The following is a 22,236-nucleotide window of genomic DNA, read 5'->3' as shown; positions in this document are numbered from 1 at the left end:
CATGTCTACGTCATCGGAGCTCATCCCCCTCCCCGTCACCGCCGTCACCTGTACGGAGGACCGCGCTCATGTCGAGCGCGCGATCGTGCTCGACCTGCGGGCCGGCACGCAGCGGCTGCGCCTCGGACCGGTCAGCGCGCTGGCCGTCGACCGCACCCTGCACGCCGAGCTGACCGCCGGCCACCCGGCGGCCGTGCTCGACGCGCGGATCGTCCGCGACTGGACGCCGCGCGGGCCGTCGCCCGCCGACGACGACTCCGCGCTGCGCCGGCGGGCGACGGCCCTGGAAGAGGAACGGACGGCGCTGGAGCAGCGGTGTGACCGGCTCCGTACCCGCCTCGACCTGCTCGGCCGTCTCGCCGCCGATCTGCTGCGGGAGATCGGCGAGGGCGCCGGCTCCGGGGAGGCGGAGAGGGACCGCTGGACCCGGGAGCTGGACCGGGTGGACGACGAACGCGACTCGAACGGCGAGCGGCTGCGCTCCGTGGAGGCCGAGTCGGCCACCGTCCTCGCCGAGCTCTCCGACGTCCAGCGGGCCGTGCGGCTCTCCGAGACGGAACCCGCCGAACTGGTCGGTCACATCGAGCTGACCGTGCACGCCTCGGCCGCCGGGCAGGCCGGGCTGCGCCTGAGCCACCTCACCCCGTGCGCGGTGTGGCGGCCCGCCTACCGGGCCGTGCTCGACGGGGAGTCCCTCACGCTGGACACGGACGCGATCGTCTGGCAGCGCACCGGCGAGGACTGGTCGAACGTACGGCTGACCCTGTCGACGGCGCGTTCCGCGCGTGGCGCGGAGCCGCCCCGGCTCGGCGAGGACCGGCTGACGCTCACCGACCGCTCCGCCGCGGAGCGCCGCACCGTCCACGTCGACCTGCGCGAGGAGGAGATCGCGGACCTCGGCCCCGTCCCCGTGCTCGGACCGCCGGGTGTGGACGACGGCGGCGAGGTGCGCGTGCTCCACTCCCCCGCGCCGGTCTCCGTGCCGGCGGACGGCCGCGCCCACCGTGTTCCGCTGTCCTCCTTCACCGCGGCCGCGAGGAGTGAGTACGCCTGCTCGCCCGAGCTGTCGCCCCTGGTCAGCCAGGTGGTGCGGTGCGACAACCTGTCGGGCCACGCGCTGCTCGCCGGGCCCGTCGACCTGGTCCGCGGCAGTGGGTTCAGCGGACGCGGCACCCTGGACTTCACCGCGCCCGGCGCCCCCGTCGAGCTCGCCTTCGGCAGCCGGGACGACCACCGGGTGCTGCGGGAGGCCGAGGAGACCCGCGAGACCGCGGGCCTCACCCAGCGGACCGTGCTCACCCGGACCGTCCGGCTGCACCTCTCCAGGTTCTCCGCCCCCGGCGAGCACGACGACCGGGTGGTCGTCGTCCGGGAGCGCGTCCCGGTCTCCGAGGTCTCGGCGGTGGAGGTGCGCCTGCGCCGGGACGGCTGTTCCCCCGCGCCCGACGCCGTCGACGCGGACGGCATCGTCCGCTGGAACGTCCCGTTGGCCCCGGGCGGGCGGCGCACGGTCACCCTCGTCTACGACGTCTCGGCGAGCGGCAAGGTCACCGGCCTGTGACTCCGGGGGAGGCACCGCTGCCGCGTCCTCGGCACGTCGCCGTCCGGTGGGTCCCCGTCAGGACTTCGGCGCCGGTGTCCGCGACCGCACCAGTTCCGTCGCCTCCCGTTCCGTCTGCACCGAGGGCGGTGAACCCTCGAGCGGCTGCTGGGCCGTCCCCTTCATGCAGGCCACCGCGACGACACCGACCAGAGCCGCGGCCATCGTGTAGTACGCCGGCATCACGTCCGATCCGGTCGCGCCGGTCAGCGCCGTGATGACCAGGGGTGTCGTGCCGCCGAACAGCGACGCCGACAGGTCGTAGCCGACCGACGGGGAGCCGTAGCGCGCCGATGTCGGGAACATGGCCGGCAGCGCCGCCGACATGGTGCCGAGCAGGCGGACCAGTGACAGGCCGAGCATCGGCGTGCCGGCCGAGACGGCGAGCGGGCTGCCCTGCCGCACCAGCAGGAACGCCGGGACGGGCAGGAAGAAGAAGCCCAGCATGCCGGTCGTCGGCAACGGTTTGCGGCCGTACCGGTCGTTCAGCCGGCCCACCTGGTTGAGGACCAGCATCAGCAGCACCATGGTGGCCACCAGGATCGGCGGACCGTGGGTCTCGCTGTAGTGCAGCTCGTCCGAGAGGTACGTCGGCATGTACGACAGCAGCAGGTAGTCGGTGATGTTGTGGGCGCCGACCAGGGCGACGCACAGCACCAGCGTCCGCCAGTGCTGCCGGAAGATCTTGGCGAGGTCGCGCCGGGCGGTGGTCTCCTTCTGGCTCGCGGCCTCGGAGACGTGGACGTCGCCCTGCTCCAGCTTCGGACAGGCCGGTGTGTCGTCCCGCTTCAGCCGCAGGTGGACGCCGACGATGCCCAGCGGCCCGGCCGCCAGGAACGGGATGCGCCGGCCCCAGGCGTCCATCGCCTCGGTGCCGAGCCAGGCGGTGAGGGCCGTCACCGGACCCGCCGCGCCGGTGTACCCGGCCGGCGTGCCCAGTTCCAGGAAGCTGCCGAAGCAGCCGCGCCGCTTGTCCGGGGCGTACTCCGCGATGAAGGTGGAGGAGCGGGGGCGAGCCCGTGGCCCTCACCCTGGAGGTGGCCGCCGTCCGGATCGACGCGAACGCGATCACGGTCACCGACGGCGGGCTCGGAGGGGTCGAGCAGGACAGCACCTCGGCGGCCGTCGAGCAGGGCACGCAGCGGCTGCGGGAGGTCCTCGCCGGCCGCACGCCCCAGCCCACTCCCGGCGGAGTCGAGTGAATCCGGGACGGGAGGTGACATCCGGGACGCGGAGGCCCCCTTCCGCTACTCGGGGGTAGGAACACGGCCCCTCTTGCTATACAGTTCGTCAGCAAGCGGGATGGTTACCCGCGGTAATACTGACCGGACTCGATGCGAGGAGCCCTCGGCATGGGGAACAGGACCTCCGACGACGGCATGGCCCGGCGGCTGCTGGACTCGTCCGCGCAGCTCTCCTACGACCCGCTCACCGAGGTCGACTGGGACACGCCGCTCGACACGGACTTCCACGGCGCCAGCCCGGAGTGGAGCACGCTCTACGGGACGGCGTACTGGAACGAGCTGACCGACGCGCAGCGCAAGGCGCTGACGCGCCAGGAGGCGGCGTCCGTCGCCGGCACCGGCATCTGGTTCGAGATGATCCTGCAGCAGATGGTGCTGCGGGACATCTACGCCAAGGACCCGACGGACGACACCGTCCAGTGGGCGCTCACCGAGATCGCCGACGAGTGCCGGCACTCGATCATGTTCGCCCGCGGGGCGAAGAAGCTCGGGGCCCCGGCCTACCGGCCGCACCGGGTCGCGCTCGAACTGGGCAGGCTCTTCAAGACCGTCGCCTTCGGCGAGGCCGCGTACGCGGCGATCCTGGTCGCCGAGGAGGTCCTCGACGTCATGCAGCGCGACTGGATGCGCGACGAGCGGGTCGTGCCCTTCGTCCGCACCATCAACAACATCCATGTCGTCGAGGAGTCCCGGCACATGAAGTTCGCCCGCGAGGAGACGCGCAGGCGCCTCGCGCGTGCCGGGCGGCTGCGCCGCCGGGTCCACGCCCTGCTGATCGCCGTCGCGGCCTACGTCATCGTCACCAGCATGGTGAACCGGAAGGTCTACGCGAACGCCGGCCTGGACGAGGCACGCGCCCTGCGCGAGGCGAAGGCCAACGAGCACCACAAGTCGATGATGCGGGCGAGCTGTTCGGGCCTGATGGAGTTCCTGGCCTCGGTGGGACTGCTCACCGGGCCGGCGCTCCACTTCTACAAGCGCGCCCACCTCGTCTGACGACCTCCGGTCCGCGCCCCCTCCCGGCCTTCAGCAGAGTGGACGACCATGGCCTTCGCGATCACCCAGACCTGCTGCAACGACGCCACCTGCGTGTCCGTGTGCCCGGTCAACTGCATTCACCCCACGCCCGAGGAACGGGCTTTCGGCAGCACGGAGCTGCTGCACATCGACCCCGGGGCCTGCATCGACTGCGGCGCCTGCGCCGACGCCTGCCCGGTGGACGCCGTCCTCCCGGTCGACCGGCTCACCGGCGGACAGCGGGAGTACGCGCGGATCAACGCGGCCTACTTCGAGCAGGACGGGCAGGCCCCCGAGCAGACGGGGACACCGGCGCGTTCGGGCCCGAACCTCCACGCCTGGGGCGCGCCGTCCTTCGACCGGGTGCTGCCCCCGGACTTCGGGCCGCTGCGGGTCGCGATCGTCGGCACCGGCCCGGCCGGCATGTACGCCGCCAGGGACCTGCTGCTGCACACGCGGGCCGAGGTGACGTTCGTCGACCGGCTCCCGGTCGCCGGCGGGCTCGTCCGGTACGGCGTGGCGCCGGACCATCCGGCCACGAAGAAGGTGGGCGAGACCTTCGCCCGCTTCCTCACCCATCCGCGCGCACGGACCTACCTGGGCCTCGACGTGGGCGCCGACGTCACGGCGGCGGAACTCGCCGCGCACCACGACGCGGTGATCTACGCGGTCGGCGCCGGCACGGACCGGCGGCTGGGCGTTCCGGGCGAGGACCGGCCGGGCAGTGTCCCCGCGACCACGTTCGTGGCCTGGTACAACGCGCACCCGGAGGTCGCTCCGGACGCCGTCGGCCTGTCGTGCGAGCGTGTGGTCGTGGTCGGCAACGGCAACGTCGCCCTCGATGTCGCACGGATCCTCGTCACCGACCCGAAGACGCTGGCCGGCACCGGGATCGCCGGCCACGCGCTGGCGGAACTGCGCCGCAGCAAGGTGCGCGAGGTGGTGCTGCTCGGGCGCCGCGGACCGGAGGACGCGGCGTACACCAGGCCCGAGGTGCTCGCCCTGAAGCACCTTCCCGGAGTGGATCTGCTCATCGACGACCACGATCCGCGCATCGGCGCGGCGGTCGACGCCTCCGGCGCCGGGGACAAGGCGGCGGTGCTGCGGGGCGTGGCGCGGGAGGCCGTCGACTGGTCCCTGCCGCCGGGCGCGGCGGGACGGCGGCGGCGCATCGTGTTCCGCTTCCTCTCCTCCCCCGTGGCGGTGTGCGGGGGCGAGGAGACGCGTGCCGTGCGGGTCACCGGCACCACCGCCGAGCTGGAGATCCCGGCCGGCCTGGTGCTGCGGGCGGTCGGCCACCGCGGGGTGGCCCAGGCGGGGCTGCCGTTCGACGAGACCACCGGGACCGTGCCGCACGAGCGCGGCCGGGTGGCCGGCAGACCCGGGACGTACGTCGTCGGCTGGATCAAACGCGGGCCCTCGGGAGGCATCGGCGCCAACCGCGCCTGCGCGGCCGAGACCGTCGCCTCCCTGCTGGCCGACGCGGTGGCGGGCGCCCTGCCCGCACCGGCCGGCGGGCCGAGGGCCTTCCGCCGCCTGGTACGGCGCCGTCGCCGCTGACCGTCCGGCGGGATCCCGGGGCGGTCAGCCCGTCGCCGTCGGGTCCGGGGCGTTGTGGGCACGGCGGTAGGCCAGTGGGGACAGGCCGAGGTGGCCGTAGAAGTGCTTGCGCAGTGCGACGGCGTCGCCGAAACCGCTCGCCGTGGCCACGCGCGTGACGGTCAGGTCGGTGGACTCCAGCAGCCGGCGCGCCTGGTCCAGCCGGCACCGCAGCAGCCACTGCAGAGGGCTGGTGCCCACCTCGTCGCGGAACCGCCGGGTGAAGGTGCGCACGCTCATGTGCGCGTGCCGGGCCATGTCCTCCAGGGTGAGGGGTTCGGCCAGCCGGTTCAGGGCCCATTGCCGGGTGGCCGAGGTGGAGCGGTCGGCGTCCTTCGGCACCGGGTGCTCGATGAACTGCGCCTGCCCGCCCTCGCGCCACGGCGCGACCACGCACCGGCGCGCCGCCGCGCCGGCCACCGCCGCGCCGTGGTCCCGGCGGATCAGGTGCAGGCACACGTCGATGCCGGCGGCCCCGCCCGCCGAGGTCAGGATGCGTCCGTTGTCGACGAACAGGACGTCCGGATCGGCTTCGACCCGGGGGAAGAGCCGGGCGAACGAGTCGCAGAGCGCCCAGTGGGTGGTGGCCCGCAGGCCGTCCAGCAGCCCGGCCGCCGCGAGCAGGAACGCCGAGGTGCACAGGCTGACGACGCGGGTGTGCGGATTGATCCGGGCGAACGCCCCGGCGACCTCCGCGGGCAGCTCGCCGGTGGCGAGCAGATGCCCCTCGGGTTCCTGGGTGGCGATCACCACGGTGTCCGCGTTCTCCAGGAGGGACTCGTCGTCGTCGACGGCGATCCGGAAGCCCTCGTGGGTGCGGACCGGCCGACCGCCGAGCGAGCAGGTCGTCACGGAGTACAGCGGTGCGCCGGACGGATCGCGCGCCGCGCCGAACACGCGCGCGGCGATGCCGAGGTCCATGGTGAGGACGCCTTCGAGAGCGAGAACGGCAATGCGGTGCGCCATGGCTGGAATGGTACGACAGGTGGCTCTCCAGCCACTCGCCGTGTCCGGGGCGGTGCGACGAAGCTGATGATCACCGGGCGCGGCCCGGTCGTCGTACGGGCGAAACGGACAGGAACGAGGAGAGCATGAGCGAGCACACCATGCGGGCCGTCACCCTCAGCGGGTTCGGCGGGCCGGAGGTGCTGACCGTCGGGCGGGTCGCGCGGCCCGAACCGCTGCCGACCGAGGTGCTGGTGCGGGTGCACGCCGCCGGGATCAACCCGGTGGACTGGAAGACCCGCGCGGGACAGGGCATGGCGGGACTGCAGAGGCTGCCGTTGATTTTGGGCTGGGACGTCTCCGGGGTCGTCGAGGAGGTCGGTTTCGGCGTCACCACGCTCGCGCCCGGTGACGAGGTGTACGCGATGCCCTGGTTCCCGCGCCCGGCCGGTGGTTACGCCGAGTACGTGACGGCGCCGTCCCGTCAGTTCGCGCGCAAGCCCGCCTCGATCGGGCACGCCGAGGCCGCCGCCCTGCCCCTCGCGGCGCTGACCGCGTGGCACGCGCTGGTCGACACCGCGGGTGTCCGGGCCGGTCAGCGGGTACTGGTGCACGCCGCGGCCGGCGGTGTGGGGCATCTGGCGGTGCAGATGGCCCGGCACCTGGGCGCCGAAGTGGTCGCGACCGCCCGTGAGTCCCGGCACGCCTGGCTCGAGGAGCTGGGCGCCGACGAGACGATCGACTACACCCGGCAGCGGTTCGAGGAGGCGACCGGCGGGGTCGACGTCGTCATCGACCTGATCGGCGGCCTGGACGCCACCGACGTGCGGTCGGTCGCGGTGACCCGGCCCGGCGGCCTGGTCGTCTCCGTCCCGGGCGGTGTCTCCCCGGCGCTCGCCGCCGCGGCCGGCCGGGCCGGGGTGCGCACCAGTCCGCTTCTGGTCGAGCCGGACGGCGCGGCCCTGACCGCCATCGCCGGTCTGGTCGACTCCGGAGCGGTCCGGGTGGCGGTCGAGCACGTCTTCGCGCTGGAGCAGGCCGCCGAGGCGCACCGTCGGGGCGAGACCAACCGCACCCGCGGCAAGCTCGTACTGGACGTCGCGGGGTGATCCGCGTGCGGTCGACGGACCACTCGCGCGGTGTCGGCCGCCTTTCCGCGGCACCGGCGTAGTAGACATCACCGAGAGGGGCACTGGAACGGGGCCCGTCCTCCGGCGACGAGCGCGACGAGAGAGTGGGGAGTGCCGCGTGCTGTTGAAGACGTTCCGCTGGGCCTTCGCCGTCACGGGCCTCGGCCTGGTCGCCGGAGTGCTGTACGACGGCTGGACGGCGCTGGGGCTGGTCGCCGTCCTCGCCGTTCTGGAGGTGTCGCTGTCCTTCGACAACGCGGTGATCAACGCCGGCATCCTCAAGAAGCTCAACGCCTTCTGGCAGAGGATCTTCCTCACCGTCGGCATTCTGATCGCCGTCTTCGGCATGCGGTTGCTCTTCCCCGTCGTCATCGTCTCCGTCACCGCCCGGCTCTCCCCGCCCCAGGCCGTCCACCTCGCGCTCACCGACAAGGCCCGCTATCAGGAACTCGTCACCGACGCGCACCCGTCGATCGCCGCGTTCGGCGGGATGTTCCTGTTGATGATCTTCCTCGACTTCGTCCTGGAGGACCGCGAGACCAAGTGGCTCGGCCCGGTCGAACGGCCGCTGGCCAGGCTCGGCCGGATCGACATGCTGTCGGTCTGCGTCGCCCTCGGGGTCCTCCTCGTCACCGCCACGACGTTCGCCGTCCACGCCCACCAGCACGGCGGCGGTCACGCCGACAAGGCCCAGACGGTTCTCGTCTCGGGCATCGCGGGCCTGATCACCTATCTGATCGTGAGCGGACTCTCCGACTTCTTCGAGCGCAGGCTGGCCGACGAGGAGGCCGGGGGGCACGCCGGGCAGCACTCCGAGGACGCCGGGACGGGGCGACCCGCGGTCGCCCTGGCGGGCAGGGCCGCCTTCTTCACCTTCCTCTACCTGGAGGTCCTGGACGCGTCCTTCTCCTTCGACGGCGTCATCGGCGCGTTCGCCATCACCAACGACATCGTCCTGATGGCGCTGGGCCTGGGCATCGGCGCCATGTACGTCCGGTCCCTGACGGTCTATCTGGTCCGCCAGGGCACCCTCGACGACTACGTCTACCTGGAGCACGGCGCGCACTACGCCATCGGCGCGCTCGCCCTCATCCTCCTCGTCAGCATCCGCTACGAGATCAACGACATCGTCACCGGCCTCATCGGCGTCGCGTTCATCAGCGCGTCGTTCTCCTCCTCCGTCCGCCACAACCGCGCCGCACGCCGGTGAGCTCACCGGCGGGCGCCGCCGAAGGCCCACGTCGTGAGGCCGGTATCCTTCGCCGGCGCCGCGCGTCCCGGTCCGCGCCGGGGAGGCGGAGCGGGTCGTCCGACATACCAGGTTTACGCCCACACGGCCCGTTCCCGGCCAGGCCGCATCGAATCGCCCGGTGACGGGCAGATTCGGGGCATGCCCATCGACGCGACGGCTTCGCCCGGAGTGCAGGTGTGTTCCCTGAAGCGGGACACTCCGCAGTCGGTCCCGGCCAACAGCCCCTACACGGTCATTCGCTTCCCCTTCGGGGCCGCGGAGTCCACCGACCGGTTCTCCATGCACCAGGTGAACCAGCCGGACGGGTACGTGGTCACGAACTGGGACTCGGACGCCCGGTCCGGGCTGATATGGCCCAGCACGGCCGGCTGGGGCGTCCTGTACGCGATGATCCAGTGGGAGGCCGGGAACTACGACGAACTGCGGGACCAGTTCGTCCGGGACCCGCTCGGCCTCACTCCGACGCCCGACGACACCACGGCGACGGAGCACCGGCCGCCGAGTCCCGGCATGCAGTGCTGGACGAAGCACTGGGGCGTCTTCGTCGACCCGGCCGTCCCGCTCGCCGTGCGCGCCACCCATGACGACAGTGTGGCGCGGAACATCGTCCTGGCGGAGTTCAAGCTCGTGGTCCACCAGGCCGCCTGACGACTCGTCCGGCGGTCCACGGTCCTGAGCGGTTCGGGACGTGCGGGTGGATCTCGTCCACGGTCACCGTGACCCCACCCGGGATTCCGGTGCCGCTGCCGGGCGAGGGCGTCGGCGGCCGGGCCGGCCCGATCCCGACCGGGTCCTCGGGCCGGGCCGCGGGACCGTGCCGATGACGCCCCCGTGCGGGCCCGGGGGCGACGGACGACGACGGGGACGGCGTCGAGCGGTCCTTTCGAGGAGCGTCAGGAGGCGCCGGGAGCCGCCGCAGGGGCCGCCTCGTTCACGGCGGCTCCCCAGGCGGCCGCGCACAGTGCCCGCTCGACCTCGTCGGTGTAGACGGCGGCGGCGAGCCAGGCCCGGGCGAAGCGGCCGGTGTCGGCCGGGAGCAGGCGGCCGAAGGGGTCGCGGGAGCGGTCCGCGGCGGCGGCGTGGAGGTCGTCGAGGAGATCGCCCGCCGTGGCCAGGCCGAGACGGCGCAGCCGGGTGCCGTCGCCCGGCCGGTTCCCGGCGAGGGCGAGGACACGGCGGCCTCCCGGCACCGCCTGGTGGACGCGGCGGCGCAGCAGGTGCAGCGGGGCCTCGTCCCCGGTGGGGACGGTCCGCGCGGGTGGCGCGACCGCGCCGGCGGGCAGGTCCGCGCGCTGGAGGCGGTCCAGGCCGAGGTCCACCCGGGCGCCGGGATCGGTGGGGTGCTCGGTGGCGAGCAGCAGGGCGCGGGGGTACGGGCCCGGTGCCAGGCGCGCGACGACCCGCAGCCGGCTGCCCCCGGCGGCGGCGAGCAGACGGAGGTTGTCGCGGCAGGGGAGTGCGGGATCGTCGTGGGCGGTGGCCAGCCGCAGGGGCAGGCCCGCGCAGTCGGCCAGCAGACAGTCGCCCGTCGTCTCCCGCACCGTGCCCGCGAGGGTCACCTCCAGGAACAGCAGGTCCTGTCCGCCGTTCAGCGCCCGGGCCACCTGCTCGGCGGCGGGCACCGCCCACAGCCGGTCCAGCGGGTCCGCGCGCCAGGCGGCGCCGGACGCGCGGACCGCCCGCACCCCCGCCCCCGCGCCGAGACGGCCCGTCGGGGAGACGGTGGCCCCGGACACGGCGAGTCCCGCGCGCGACAGTTCCCGGTGGGTCAGGGCGGTGTCGCCGATCCGCACGGTCCGGTCGGCGGCGCCGGTCGCCCGGGCGGGCCCGCCCGGCGCCACGTCCGAGACCGTGTACAGACGCCCGTCCGCGTCGGCGGTCCAGGTGACCGCGCCCGCGTACCCGGTCGCGGTGAGGACGGGCTCGGAGAAGAGCCCGTACAGCCGCAGGGAGCCGTCCGGGCGGTACGGCTGCCGGACCGTGCCGCGCAGTTCGCCCAGGTCCGGGCCGGTGGCGTGCGGGAGGCGGTGGGCGACGCCCAGGACGGCGGCCAGCGCGCCGGCGAGGTCGGTGAGGCGGTGTCCGGGGTCGCCGGAGCGGGCCGCGCGCACCCCGCTCACCACGGAGACCGCCGCGGCCGAGGCCCGTGGGAGACCGGCGAGGCGGGCGGTGTGCGCGGCGTGCAGGAGCTCCGCCTGGAGCACGGCGCCAGCGCCGTCCGCGCCGGCCTCCAGGACGGCCGCGGCCGCGTCGAACACCGCCCGGGCCGCGGCGCGTTGCTCCGCGGTGGCGGCGTCGGGCTCCGTCGGCGCCGTCCCCGTCTCCCCCGCCGTCTCCGTGACCTCGGCGGAGGCCGGGGCCTCCTCGGCGACCGGCGCGGCCGAGGCCGCCGCCGCGCGGTGCAGACAGTCGGGGGCCAGCAGGCATCCGCAGCGGATCGCGTCCGCGTCGGTCACCGTCCCGCCGGGCGCTCGCAGGACGACGTCGGTCTCGTCGTCGACGGCGATCCGCACGGTGTCGCCCTCCCGGACGGCCGGACGCGCCAGGAGCTTGGTCACGCCCGCGTCCAGCCGTTTGCGGAGCCGGGGCGAGAGCGCCGCGACGAGGTCGGCGGTGACGGACGGGACGACCGGAGGCAGGTCCGGGCTCATGTGATCTTCTCCCCTACCCAGCGGGCGAGTTCGAGCGGGCTGAGGGCGGCGACGGGCATGCCGGCGGCGACGAGCCGGCCGGCGACCCCCGTGGAGTAGCGGGGCCGGCCCGTGTCGTCGAGGCTCGCGCAGCCCAGGACGTGGCAGCCGGCCGAGACCAGTGCGCGGACCTCGGCGAGCAGACCGCCGAGCGGGTAGCCCTCCTCGAAGTCGCTGACGACCACGACGAGCGTGCGCGACGGCACGGTGACGAGCTCGCGCGCGTGCCGCAGGCCGGCGGCGATGTGGGTGCCGCCGCCCACGCTGACCTCCAGCAGCAGCGACAACGGGTCGTCCACGTGCCCGGTGAGGTCGACGACCTCCGTGGAGAACGCCAGGAAGTGGGTGGAGAGGGTCGGCACCCCCGCCAGGACGGAGGCGGTCAGCGCGGCCCACACCGTGGACGCCTCCATGGACCCCGACACATCCGTGACCAGGATCAGCCGCCAGTCGGCGGCCCGGCGTCCCCGGGTGCGGAACACCGGGTGCTCGGGGATCACCCGCACCGTGCCGTCCGGGGCGCGGCGCGCGGTCGCCAGGTTGGCCCGCAGGGTGCGGGGCAGGTCCAGGCCGCCGCCGGGCCGTCTGCCGGGGCGGGGCAGGGCGGCGCCGTGCAGGGCGGGGCGCAGCCGGGTGGCCAGCTGACGGGTCAGCGCGTCGACCAGCCGCCGTACCAGCGGGCGCAGTGCGGCCAGCCGGGCCTCGGGCAGTCCGCCCGCGTGCCGCAGGACGGTGCGCAGCAGGTCCACCGAGGGCCGTACGCTGTCCGCGTCCAGCTCGGCGAGGACGTCCCCGCGGCCCGACGCGGCGGCGGTCGCCAGCACTTCCTCCCGGATGCCCGGCCCGAACAGCGCGGCCAGTTCCTCGGACCACTCCCGCACTCCGGGGTACGGCGCCTGGCGTCCTCCGCCGGTTCCCGGGCCCGTGAGGTCCCCCCGGCTGCCTTCGCCGCGTCCGCTGCCGTACAGCTCGTCCAGCGCGGTGGCGAGCGGCGCGGCGGACGGCGGCAGCCGGTCGGCGCGGCGGCCGAGGAGGAGGCGCCAGCGGTCGGCGGGGGCGAGGAGGTGCTCCTCGGCGGCCGCCGGAGCCCCGCTCTCCGGGCGCTCCGGCGCGCCCTGCGGCGGACCGCCGCCCGGTGGGGGCAGCAGGCCCAGCGACCGCAGGGCCCCGCGGGCCGCGTAGTCCGCTTCGGTCCAGGTGGCGAGCGTGGCCGGGGCGACGCCGTCCGTGTCGGCGACGCGCGCGGCGCCGAGACGCTCCTCGACGGCCGCGAGGAGGCGGTCGCGGGCCGCGGGGCTCAGGGTGTCGAAGCCGCCGCGCAGCGCGGGGAGCCGGTCGAGGAACGCCCGGTCGGGCAGCTCGGTCACCCGGGTGAGCAGGGGCTCCAGCGCGGGCGCCGCCGCCTCCAGCAGGGGGCCGGCGGCGGTCAGCAGTCCGCCGAGCCGGGCGGTGAGGGCGGCGCGGGAGCCGGGGTCGGTGGCCCCGTCGACCCAGGAGGCCACGCGGTCGCCGAAGACCCGTGCTTCCTCGTGTCCGAGCAGGACGCGTACGGCCCCGGCGGCACCGCGCATCAGCGGGGAGCCGCCGGCGGACAGGCGGTGCAGGGCGCCGGCGAGCCGGATGCCGCCCGACAGGTCGGCCCGGTGGGAGAGTTCAAGCAGGGCGTGGGCGTCGGCGGGGTCCTCGGACCCGGTCAGTCCGTCGACCTGCCGCACCGCCGCCGCCGTGAGCAGCTCCGCGGCGGCGGCCGCCCGGGGCGCGCGGTCCGGCTCGGCGGGGAGCCCCGGGACATGACCGGCCCGCAGCCGGTCGAGCAGGGACAGCCCGGCGAGGAGCTCCGGCAGGGTGCCGGCCTGGGGCAGGACGTCGGCGATGTCGCCGAGCCGTTCGTCCGCGAGCCCGCTCAGGCCGCACTCCGCCGCCCGTTCGAGCCCTTCGAGAGCCTGCGCGGCGGTCGGCCCGCCCTCGTCGCGCTCCTGGCGCCGCCGTTCGCGCAGGACTCCTTCGGCGGCCTGTGCGGGGGTGACTCCGCGTACTCCGGCCGCGGTCAGCACGGCCGCCGTGGCGGGGGTCCAGCGCACCTCCCAGCGGGAGGTGAGGGCCTCGGCGCCGCCCGCGCCGACGACCTCCTTGGCCTCCCCGTAGGGCACGCCGCACACCGTCAGCCGGCGCAGCAGCAGTTCACGGCGCCGGTCGAGGTCGGACCGCAGCGGGTCGAGCCGCAGGTCCCGCGCGGGGCCGGGGCCGCCCGTCTCCGGGCCGGGCAGGCCGAGCCGGGCCAGCTCGGCCTCGACCGCGGGGACGAGTCCGCTGCGCGGTGCCCCTGGGGCGGGACGCCCGGTGCGCGTGCCGACGAGCACGCGCTCCATCGCCCGTGCCACGGCTCGGCCGCGCCCGTACGGCTCGCCCTGCGCGAGCACCGTCTGGACGGCTTCGACCAGTTCGCCGCGGCCCGACGCGGGCAGGCCGCGCAGCCGGGCGAGGTCGGAGGCGAGCCGGCTGATCTCCCGGGCGTCGGCCGGTCCCGAGGGGTGGCCGAGGCTCCTCAGTTCGGCGCAGACGCGTACGGCCGCCCGGGTCAGCGCCTCCTCCAGCGCGGCCGGGTCGCCCGCCGCGCGCAGGACCATGTCCTGCCACTCCGGGTCCCGGATGCCCGCCGGGTAGCCGGACCGCTCGTCGAGGAGGGCGTAGGTGTACGGGATCAGGGAGGTGTTCCACACGGGCCGTCGCGCGTCGTCCGTGGCCGTCGTGTCCTCCTCCCCCGTGTCCCGCCGCAGCAGCGCCGGGGCGTGGAAGGCGCCGACCACCACGGCGGCCCGCTCGCCCCGTGCGGTGGCCTCGGCCAGCCGGGCCCGCATCCAGCGCTCGCGCCGCAGGTCCAGCTCCGGTACGCCGCCCGAGGCGGCCGCGTCCTCGCGCAGGGCCCACCCGGTGAGCAGGGCGGCCCGGCGCAGGGCCTCGGGCGGGGAGCCGGGGGCGCACGTCTCGACGAGCCGGTCCCAGAGGTCGTCGCCGGGGCGGCCCGTCAGCCGGGTCCGCAGCGCGGTGGCGAGACCGGGTCCGCCGGACCCCGTCCCCGCGGCCCGGCGCCCGTCGGTCCAGGCCCGGTCGGCGAGCGGCAGGTCGCAGGCGACCACCGGCACGCCGTGCCGGGCGGCCCAGCGCACGGCGGCCAGTTCGGGCGAGAAGTCGGCGAACGGGTAGAACGCCGGTCCCCCGTCGCCGCCCTCGCCGGGGGCGGCGGCGAGCGCCACCGGGGCCCGTGTCTCCTCGTGTCCCAGCCAGGGCAGCCACTGCTGCATCTCCGCGGGCAGTTCGACGAGCAGCACCTGCGGCTCCGCGTCGTCCAGCAGCGCGGGCAGGGCGGCGGCCAGGGAGGGCGCGTGGTGCCGTACCCCGACGAGGTAGGGCGCGGACGGGCCGGTGAGGGCGGCGAGCGCCTCGTCGGGCGGGACGGGCGGGCCCTGCGGGGCCGCCCTGCGGGAGAGGGACACGGCCGTCAGCCCTCCAGAACCGTACGCAGGTCCCACAGGGTGCGCCAGGTGGCGGAGCCCTGCTCGGCGCGGCGCCGGACGGGACCGTCCCAGTAGCCGCGCAGCCGGGCGGCGTCGGCAGGGTCGTCCTTGCGGACCACGCCGAGCAGGTGTCCGGGCAGCAGTCCGAGGACGTCGCGGTCGCCCGGGAAGTAGGCCGCCGCGAGGGCGAGCGCGCCGGCGACGGACACGGCCTCGGCGGTGCTCATCACCGTCGACGGCCGTTCCACCTCCCAGCCCTCCGCCGACCGGCCCTCGCGCAGATCCCGGAAGGCGGTGACCAGGGCCTCCAGCACGGCGTCGTCGACCTGGAACGGCGCCCCGGCGCGCTCCACGGACGCCCGCGCCTGGCCGCGCACCAGCGCGGTCTCGGCGTCGAGGTCGCCGATGGGGCCGACCGTCTCGAAGTTGAAGCGGCGCTTGAGGGCCGCGGACATCTCGGAGACGCCCTTGTCGCGGAGGTTGGCGGTGGCGATGAGGTTGAAGCCGGGTGCCGCGTGCGCCAGCGCGTCGTCGGTGCCGGCCAGTTCGGGCACGGCGATGCGCCGCTCGGAGAGCAACGACACCAGCGAGTCCTGCACTTCGGGCAGGCATCGGGTGACCTCCTCGACGCGGGCGATCGCGCCCCGGGACATGGCGGTCAGGACGGGGGACGGCACGAGCGCCTGCCGGGTGGGCCCCTGGGCCAGCAGCAGCGCGTAGTTCCAGCCGTACTTGAGCTGGTCCTCGGTGGTGCCGGCCGTGCCCTGCACCACCAGGCCGCTGGTGCCGCACACGGCGGCGGAGAGCAGCTCCGACAGCATCGACTTGGCGGTGCCGGGCTCGCCGACGAGCAGCAGACCGCGCTCGCCGGCGAGGGTCACCACGCACCGCTCGACCAGGGCCCGGTCCCCGACGAACTTGTCCTCGACCACCAGGCGCCGCGGGACTGCGCCGGGCGCCTCGGCGCCGTCGGGGAGCTTCAGGGCCCGGCCCCCGCTGCCCATGACGAACGTGACGACCGCGCGCGGGCTGAGCCGCCAGGCGGGCGGGCGCGGCCCGTCGTCGTACGCGGCGAGGAAGGCGAGTTCGGTGGCGTACCGGTCCTCGGGCGGGACGATCTGGCGGGCCGGGGAAGGGGACGGGGTGGTGGTCATCGGCGCGGGTTCTTCCGGGTGCGGGTGGACGGTGGTCATCGGCGGCGGCCCTTGCGGGTGGCGCGGGTGGTGAGTTCCTCGTAGGCGGGTGCGTCGCCGGCGCGGACGCGGTCCCAGGCGCGCGCGAACAGTTCGGGCACCGGCAGCAGCGGCACCGCGCTGGAGCGGTCGTGGACCGGGTAGAGGCCCCGCTTCCAGATCTCCACCGGCCGGCCGGGGGACTTCAGGTCGAGCCAGCCGCACGGCAGGAAGAGGGTGCGTCCGGCGCGGGCCCGCTTCGCCTCGACGACCAGAGCGGTGGCGGCCAGTTCGGCGCGGGCCTTCTTCGCGCGGGCGGGCTTCCAGCCCGTCCAGCGGGCGCGGTTGTGGTCCGTCGGGTCGGGCAGGGCCAGCAGTTGCAGGTAGAGCGCCGCCGCGTCCTCGCCCAGCCCGTGGGTCCCGGCGACCTCGGCGACCAGGCCGGGCACGCTCAGGGTCGGGTCCTGGGCGTAGCCGGTGGGCCCCGCGGGATCCGTTCCGGCCGCGAGGGCGCGGGCGAGTTCGTCGCCCAGGATCGTCCGCAGCGCCTGCGCGCCGTCGTACCGTCCGGGTCCGACGAGCCCCTCGATCAGTCCGAACAGGGGGTCGTCCACCGCGGTGAGGGCGCTCGTGCGGACCAGGACGGCCTCCTGGTCCCCGTACCAGGGACGCAGCACCAGCGCCTCGCCGACGGGTGTCAGTCCGTGCGCGTCGGCGCCGCCGGTGGCGGGCAGTCCGTACGCCTTGCGCAGCTCGGCGGCGGTCGGCGTGCCCTTCTCGGTCCACTCCAGGTCGAGGTCGAGCAGCAGTCCGGGGTCCGCGACGCGGCGGCGCAGCGCGGTGAGCCCTTCGGGCAGGACGGCACGCAGGGGGTGTCCGTACGGCAGGGAGTAGGCGAGCCCGGCCAGGGCGGTCACGGCGCGCGTCAGGTGGTACCGGCCGGGCAGGGCCCGGGGGTCGTCCGGTACGAGGTCGCCGTCCTTGTCGGGCCGCTGCACGGTGGTGCGGCTGATCCAGGGGGTGCGGTGCGGGTTGAGCACCTCCTCGGCGGAGCCGGTGGTCAGCCCTGCCAGGGAGAGCTCTCCGGCGAGGTCCTCGGGCAGGCGCACGACCCCGTCGAGGCGCTCGGCCCACACGCGGCCCGCCGCGTCCGTGTCCGGTCCGGCGGTCCACAGGTCGGCGGGGTTCTCGGGGAGCAGCGCGCCGATGAGCGCCAGCCGGTCGCCGGGCTCCAGCGAGCCCAGCAGCGCGTCGCCGAGCTGCTTCTGGCGCGGCTTCAGACCGGTGGCGGCGATCACCTCGTCGGTGAGCTGGGACGGCTTCCCTGCGAGCAGCAGGGCCGCCTGTACCGGGCCCAGCCCGTCCCTCGTCGCGGCGGCCAGGGCGGCGGGCGCTTCCGGCTGCCAGGGCGCGGCGCCCTTGTCCCGGATCAGGGCGGTCACGGCGGCCAGCGCCTCGGCCGGGAACACCGGCGGGTGCGCGGTCTCCCGCTCCAGCGTGAAGTGTGCGACGGCGCCGAAGACGCCGGCCGGATCGTGGTCCAGGGCGAGCCAGCCGACCCGCCCGGTGCGGTGGTCGACGTTCCGGCCGCCGATGACGACGACGGTGCGGCCCTCCCGGCGCAGCACCTGGCCGACGCGTTCCTGCTTGTCGTGCGGCTCGCTCAGCACCACCTCGCGCAGCGCGCCCCCGGGCGCGGCCAGCGGGCCCTCCGTGATCGCCTCGAACAGCAGGAGCAACGCCCGGCGGTGCGGCTCCGTCAGGGTGGGCGAGGCGGCGCGGTAGGCGAGCGGGCGCAGCGCGTCGAGCACGCAGGGCCACACCGCGCCGATACCGGGGACGGTGAACTCGTCGCTGCGCCACCCGTCGGCGGCCCCGGTGGACCGGGACGACGCGGGCAGGGGCCTGCCGTCGGCGGGCCTGCCGGACAGGACGTGGTTCACGGCGCGGATCTGGCGCAGCGTGCTCCAGTTCCGTTCGCCGCCCCACCAGCCGTGCAGGTCGGCGAGACCGGAGGTCGCCTCCCGCAGGGTCTGTTCGTCGCCGTCCTCGGGGCTGTAGTCGGCGAACATGCCCTCGGTGCGCCTGCGTTCGGTCCTGGGCCGCTCGACCGGGGGCGTGACGAAGGCGGCGACGGACGCCGCCAGGCGCAGCACCGCGTGCACGAGGGCGGCGACGCCCTTGAGCAGGTGCGGTTCGGTGAGGGCGGGCAGGGAGCGGGAGACGGCCTCCCGCACCACCGTGTCGGCGGTGGGGACGGCGGGTTCGCCGGTGGTGGCCCCCGCGGGGTTCCGCCCCCCGGTGGCCTGCGGGGAGTCGGCCCGCTCCCCCGCCGCCGCGATCCTCGCCTGCCGCTCGGCCAGTGCCTCGGCCCCGGCGCGCAGCAGTTCCCCGGCCTGTTCGTCGCTCAGTGTCCGCAGGAGCGCCGAGGCGTTCTCGTCGCGTGGCCGCAGCGCGTGCCAGAAGTCGACCGGCGGCACGAGTCGCGTGCCGGCGGCGAACTCGCCGCCGCGCTCCAGCGGTGTCAGCCGGCCCAGTTCCCGCAGGGCGGCGGTGTCGTCGGTCGCGTACAGGGCGATCTGTCGGTGGTGGGCGACGACGACGGGCGCGACGCCGCCGGGCAGCCGCAGCGCGCCGATCGCGACGCCCGGTATCCGTCCGTGCGCCGTCGGCAGGGTGACGGTCCGGCCGTCCGGCGTGCCGACGGTGGTGCGGGCCTCGTCGCCGTCGCCCTCGGTGCGCACCCAGCGGCCGAGGACCGTGCCGTCCGTGCCGAACGGGCTGTTTTCCAGGCCGGGTTGCAGGGGCAGCACCGCGCAGTGCTGCGGGAGCAGGGTGGCGTCGTCGCGGATGCCGGAGCGCAGGAGGGCGGGCAGCGAGGCACGCCCGTGCGTGCCGGTGGCCGGGTCGTACTCGAGCCACACCTGCCGCGTCCCCTGTCGTCCCTGGCGCCAGTACGAGGTGCCGTCCCCGAGGATGCGGCGCGCGGGCGGCAGGACCGTGTCGCCGGCGTGCAGGGCGCGTCCGCCGGTGGCCCGTCCGCCGTCCGGCAGCGGGATCGAGGTCTCGCCGGCGTCACCGCTGCCGTACCAGTGGGGGAGCTGTTCGCCGCCGAGCGGGAACACCTCGGTGGGGCGGGCCGACCAGTAGCCGTACTGCTTGCCGTCGTGCCGCCACATCACCAGCAGTTCGCCGTCCGTGTAGCGGAACGACGGGCGCTGCCAGCGGCCGAGTTCGACCGGCAGCCGCAGGTCGTGCTCCAGCAGGACGTCCTGCGGTCCCACGACGATCGCCTTGTGCCGTCGGGAGAGGATCAGGGCCGGCCAGGCCTCGTGGACGGCGAGGGTGTCCTCGCTGTCGCGCCGGGTCTCGGCGTCGAGCCGGCGCAGCGCCTCGTCGAGGGCGGGCCAGCCCAGTTCGTCCGGGATTCCGGCGCGCAGGGTGTTGCCGAGCAGCGGTGCGATGTCGAGCGCGGCGGCCCGGGCGACGGCCCCCGGGCTGATCCGTGCGGCGATCGCGCGGAACGGGCTCAGCCGCTCGAGCGCCGCGCGTGCGGCCGCCAGGCCGGCCGCACGGTGCAGCTCGCCGGCGGCGTCGTCGAGCCACTCGCGGAGCACGTCGGCGAGCACGGGGTGGCCGGCGATTCCCTCCGGCGTTCCTCGGCGGGTGTGCCGGCGGTGGTGGTCGCCGACGGCGTCGTAGAGCATGCGGCGGCCGTGCCGGTCCGCCGCGACGGCCGTCAGGTCGCGCCGCCCGGATCGGGTGTCCTCCAGCCACCGGCCGAGGTCGAGGTGGACGTCCGTGCCGGCCCCGGGCCGGGCCAGCGGCACGTCCTGGGCCACGCACAGGTCCAGCAGGTCGAGGTCGGCGCCGGCGTGCCAGCGGCCGGTGAAGAGGTCGACGGGGCGGCCCTGGTCGCGCAGGCGCGCGGCCATGCGCTCCACGAGCGCGAGGGTGGCGGGCGAGCGGTCGCCGACCGTGCCGCCGTGCTTGCGGTGCAGGGCCCAGCGGGTGAGCCAGTCCGCCGCGTCGACCGCGTCCGTCTCCCCGTCCTCGCCCGTGAGCAGCCGGTCGGCGCCGGTCTCGGCGAGCAGCGCCAGCCAGGACTCGTCGTCCTCGGTGGAGCGGCCGAGACCGGCCGGCATGATCTCCAGCAGCCGGCCGCGTACGTCGGGCCGCCGTCCGGCGAGGAGGACGAGGGTCGCCCGGTAGGCGTTCCAGAAGGACGCGGGGGCCCGGACCGCCGCGGGCGACGCGAGGAGGTCCGCGACCAGGGCGCACTCCTCGGTGACCCGGTCCAGGCCGGCGGCCTTGATCAGGGCGCGGGCGTCCTGCGGCAGTGACGCGTACGGCGGCATGCCGGCCGCGCAGCGTTCCACCGTCAGCTGCCGGAACTGCGCCCAGGCGTCGGCCGGGGTGAGCCGCGCCGCGAGCGCCTTCACGTGCTCCTTGAGCGCCTTGACCGTCAGGGCCCCGGCGAAGGCGAACTCCAGGAACACGGCCCGCTGCCGCTCCTCGTCCACGGTCAGCGCGTGCACCCGCTCCGCGTCGCGGGCCTTGCCGAAGAACGCCGCCGCGTAGGTGGTGTTCTCGTGCTGGAGGAAGACGCGGGCGGCCTGCTCGTAGAAGGTGGGCAGGAAGTGCGGCACGGCCCGGCCGAGCCGTTCACCGAGCGCCTCGAAGCCGTCCTTGGCGTTGCCGGGACGGGACTTGGCCTGCCGGGCGAGCCGCTCGACGTCCTTGACCAGCGCCAGCGCGTGGTGCCCGTTCGCCGGGTCGTTGACCAGCGCCCACGCGGGGAAGCCGAGGGTCTCCCGGCGCACCTGCCCGACCTCTCGGGTCTCCGGCTCGCGGACCAGTCCGAGGAAGTCCAGGGCGAGGTCCTCCGCCTCGCCCAGCGTGCCCGGCACCAGCCGCACGACCTTCCGCCCGTCCAGCGCGGTGTGCGTGTACGTGCGGACGGTGAGGACGTCGGCGTCCTCCCGGTCGGTGGTGCCCGGGGGCAGTACGGCGCCGGCGTCGAGCAGCGCGGCGGAGGTGGTCTCGTCGTACGTGAATCCGTCGTGGGTCGTCATGCCGCACGCTCCTCGTCCTCGATGTCGCGTCCGGCGTACAGCGCGGCCGCCATGCGCATGCCCTCCGACCAGGCCACCGGCCCGATCCGGCCGAGCTTCAGCACCCGGCCGACCGGGTCGGTGAAGACCAGGGGGCCGGTCTCCGTCTCCTCGTAGCCGTCGTAGTCGCCGACCCACACCCGGGCCTCGACGGCGCGGCCGTCCTCCACGACGGAGCACACGGCGTGGCCGCCGCGCACGCGGTAGCCCAGCTGGGTCGCGCGGCCGTGCAGGAACCTCAGCTCCTTGAAGGCGCCGCCCGCGTAGTCCTCGACGGAGAGGGCCTCGGCGTCGAATGCCGCGGGCCGGTGCCACACCTCGCGGAACAGCTGCGGGGCGCGCTGTTCGACGCCGAGTTCGACGGCGAACTCCCGCAGCTCCTCCAGATCGTCGAGGAGCACGGGGTGCGGCAGGCGGACCAGGCCGGGGGTGAGCCGGACGGTGTCGCCGTCGAGGTCGACCAGGCCGAGGCCGCGCTCGGGGTCGGCGTCCCGCAGGAATCCGGCCACCGTGCCGTCCGCGCCGGTGACCACCACGTCGCGGAGGGCGGCCTGCCAGGCGGGGTCCGGCCACACCCGCGCCAGGACCTCGAACGGCACCGGCAGCGAGCGCACCATCCACCGCTCCACATCGGCCAGGCACTGCCGTTCATGCCGCTCCAGCCACTCGGTGAGCTGGCGCAGCCCCACCACCGCCGGATCGTCGGCGATCTTGGGCGGCACGGACTTCAGCCGCCGTCCGGCCGCGTTGCGGCACACCACCTTGCCGTCGTCGAGGGCGACTTCGTAGCCGCCGGCCGACACCCACCCCATGCGTGCCTCCCGCACCCGCAGTGATCAAGTGACGGGAACTGTAGAGGAGGTCTCTGACAACGGGCCTCGGGGTCCTCCTCCCCCGGGACGGGCGCCGCCGCGGAGCGGGGCCATCAGGGTGGCCGCAGGCCGTGTCGGGCCGCCGC

Annotated in this window: 13 protein-coding genes and 1 pseudogene; 7 read left to right on the top strand and 7 right to left on the bottom strand. The window is 75.4% G+C overall.

Annotated features, from left to right (window positions below; all coding sequences use genetic code 11):
- The first annotated feature begins 1 nt into the window (after position 1).
- Entirely contained in the window at positions 2–1,561 is a 1,560-nt protein-coding gene (locus tag ADK41_RS14655) for a mucoidy inhibitor MuiA family protein (RefSeq protein ID WP_030826612.1), read from the top strand.
- A 57-nt stretch (positions 1,562–1,618) separates the two neighbouring features.
- On the opposite strand, the pseudogene ADK41_RS14650 reads toward ADK41_RS14655, so the two are convergent.
- Positions 1,619–2,605: pseudogene (locus ADK41_RS14650) on the bottom strand (MFS transporter); the annotation flags it as partial.
- A 14-nt stretch (positions 2,606–2,619) separates the two neighbouring features.
- Here ADK41_RS14650 and ADK41_RS14645 point away from each other — a divergent pair.
- The 3 genes from ADK41_RS14645 (at position 2,620) to ADK41_RS14635 (ending at position 5,421) form a co-directional block, all read left to right on the top strand.
- On the top strand, positions 2,620–2,802 hold the full coding sequence (locus ADK41_RS14645) for a hypothetical protein (RefSeq protein WP_030826601.1): 183 nt from the start codon (positions 2,620–2,622) through the stop codon (positions 2,800–2,802).
- A 150-nt stretch (positions 2,803–2,952) separates the two neighbouring features.
- Positions 2,953–3,840, top strand: coding sequence for an AurF N-oxygenase family protein (locus ADK41_RS14640; RefSeq protein ID WP_030826599.1), 888 nt, complete (start codon positions 2,953–2,955; stop codon positions 3,838–3,840).
- A gap of 48 nt (positions 3,841–3,888) precedes the next feature.
- The gene (locus ADK41_RS14635) at positions 3,889–5,421 is read left to right on the top strand and encodes an FAD-dependent oxidoreductase (protein ID WP_030826596.1); all 1,533 of its coding nucleotides are present in this window, start codon (positions 3,889–3,891) and stop codon (positions 5,419–5,421) included.
- Between the two features lie 24 nt (positions 5,422–5,445).
- On the opposite strand, the gene ADK41_RS14630 is transcribed toward ADK41_RS14635, so the two are convergent.
- Positions 5,446–6,426: a GlxA family transcriptional regulator gene (locus ADK41_RS14630; RefSeq protein WP_030826592.1), complete on the bottom strand. Its 981-nt coding sequence runs from the start codon at positions 6,424–6,426 to the stop codon at positions 5,446–5,448.
- A 125-nt stretch (positions 6,427–6,551) separates the two neighbouring features.
- On the opposite strand from ADK41_RS14630, the gene ADK41_RS14625 reads away from it, so the two are divergent.
- The 3 genes from ADK41_RS14625 (at position 6,552) to ADK41_RS14615 (ending at position 9,435) form a co-directional block, all read left to right on the top strand.
- A complete protein-coding gene (locus tag ADK41_RS14625; protein WP_030826589.1) occupies positions 6,552–7,514 on the top strand; it encodes an NADP-dependent oxidoreductase in 963 nt (320 codons plus the stop codon).
- A 139-nt stretch (positions 7,515–7,653) separates the two neighbouring features.
- Positions 7,654–8,745 (top strand): DUF475 domain-containing protein, encoded by a 1,092-nt coding sequence (locus ADK41_RS14620; protein WP_030826586.1) that lies wholly within the window; start codon positions 7,654–7,656, stop codon positions 8,743–8,745.
- 180 nt (positions 8,746–8,925) lie between these two features.
- On the top strand, positions 8,926–9,435 hold the full coding sequence (locus ADK41_RS14615; RefSeq protein WP_030826583.1) for a hypothetical protein: 510 nt from the start codon (positions 8,926–8,928) through the stop codon (positions 9,433–9,435).
- Positions 9,436–9,680: 245 nt separating this feature from the next.
- Here the strand turns inward: ADK41_RS14615 and ADK41_RS14610 are convergent, their stop codons facing one another.
- From ADK41_RS14610 to ADK41_RS14590, 5 genes are read right to left on the bottom strand one after another with little or no spacing between them, the layout of a single operon-like run.
- Positions 9,681–11,438, bottom strand: a complete 1,758-nt coding sequence (locus ADK41_RS14610) for an SWIM zinc finger family protein (protein ID WP_030826580.1) — start codon at positions 11,436–11,438, stop codon at positions 9,681–9,683.
- Positions 11,435–14,971 carry a vWA domain-containing protein gene (locus ADK41_RS14605; protein WP_030826577.1) on the bottom strand — a complete coding sequence of 1,179 codons (3,537 nt, stop codon included), beginning with the start codon at positions 14,969–14,971 and terminating at the stop codon, positions 11,435–11,437. The genes ADK41_RS14610 and ADK41_RS14605 overlap by 4 nt, the downstream gene beginning before the upstream one ends.
- A 5-nt stretch (positions 14,972–14,976) precedes the next feature.
- Positions 14,977–16,146, bottom strand: a complete 1,170-nt coding sequence (locus ADK41_RS14600; RefSeq protein WP_030826572.1) for an ATP-binding protein — start codon at positions 16,144–16,146, stop codon at positions 14,977–14,979.
- A gap of 35 nt (positions 16,147–16,181) precedes the next feature.
- Positions 16,182–21,239, bottom strand: a complete 5,058-nt coding sequence (locus ADK41_RS14595) for a hypothetical protein (RefSeq protein ID WP_030826571.1) — start codon at positions 21,237–21,239, stop codon at positions 16,182–16,184.
- Positions 21,236–22,090, bottom strand: a complete 855-nt coding sequence (locus tag ADK41_RS14590) for a DUF4132 domain-containing protein (RefSeq protein WP_030826570.1) — start codon at positions 22,088–22,090, stop codon at positions 21,236–21,238. The genes ADK41_RS14595 and ADK41_RS14590 overlap by 4 nt, the downstream gene beginning before the upstream one ends.
- Positions 22,091–22,236: the final 146 nt, after the last annotated feature.

It is taken from the genome of Streptomyces caelestis, assembly GCF_001279005.1.
Classification (GTDB): Bacteria; Actinomycetota; Actinomycetes; order Streptomycetales; family Streptomycetaceae; genus Streptomyces; species Streptomyces heliomycini.
The sequence above is the reverse complement of the archived record's forward strand: the minus strand, read 5'-3'. Positions and strand labels throughout refer to the sequence as shown.

Bases quoted from the DNA above. Each gene is read 5' to 3' on its own strand.
- ADK41_RS14635 (WP_030826596.1), top strand. From the start codon at position 3,889: ATGGCCTTCGCGATCACCCAGACCTGCTGCAACGACGCCACCTGCGTG.
- ADK41_RS14630 (WP_030826592.1), bottom strand. From the start codon at position 6,426: ATGGCGCACCGCATTGCCGTTCTCGCTCTCGAAGGCGTCCTCACCATG.
- ADK41_RS14640 (WP_030826599.1), top strand. From the start codon at position 2,953: ATGGGGAACAGGACCTCCGACGACGGCATGGCCCGGCGGCTGCTGGAC.
- ADK41_RS14655 (WP_030826612.1), top strand. From the start codon at position 2: ATGTCTACGTCATCGGAGCTCATCCCCCTCCCCGTCACCGCCGTCACC.
- ADK41_RS14595 (WP_030826571.1), bottom strand. From the start codon at position 21,239: ATGACGACCCACGACGGATTCACGTACGACGAGACCACCTCCGCCGCG.
- ADK41_RS14625 (WP_030826589.1), top strand. From the start codon at position 6,552: ATGAGCGAGCACACCATGCGGGCCGTCACCCTCAGCGGGTTCGGCGGG.
- ADK41_RS14600 (WP_030826572.1), bottom strand. From the start codon at position 16,146: ATGACCACCACCCCGTCCCCTTCCCCGGCCCGCCAGATCGTCCCGCCC.
- ADK41_RS14615 (WP_030826583.1), top strand. From the start codon at position 8,926: ATGCCCATCGACGCGACGGCTTCGCCCGGAGTGCAGGTGTGTTCCCTG.
- ADK41_RS14590 (WP_030826570.1), bottom strand. From the start codon at position 22,090: ATGGGGTGGGTGTCGGCCGGCGGCTACGAAGTCGCCCTCGACGACGGC.
- ADK41_RS14610 (WP_030826580.1), bottom strand. From the start codon at position 11,438: ATGAGCCCGGACCTGCCTCCGGTCGTCCCGTCCGTCACCGCCGACCTC.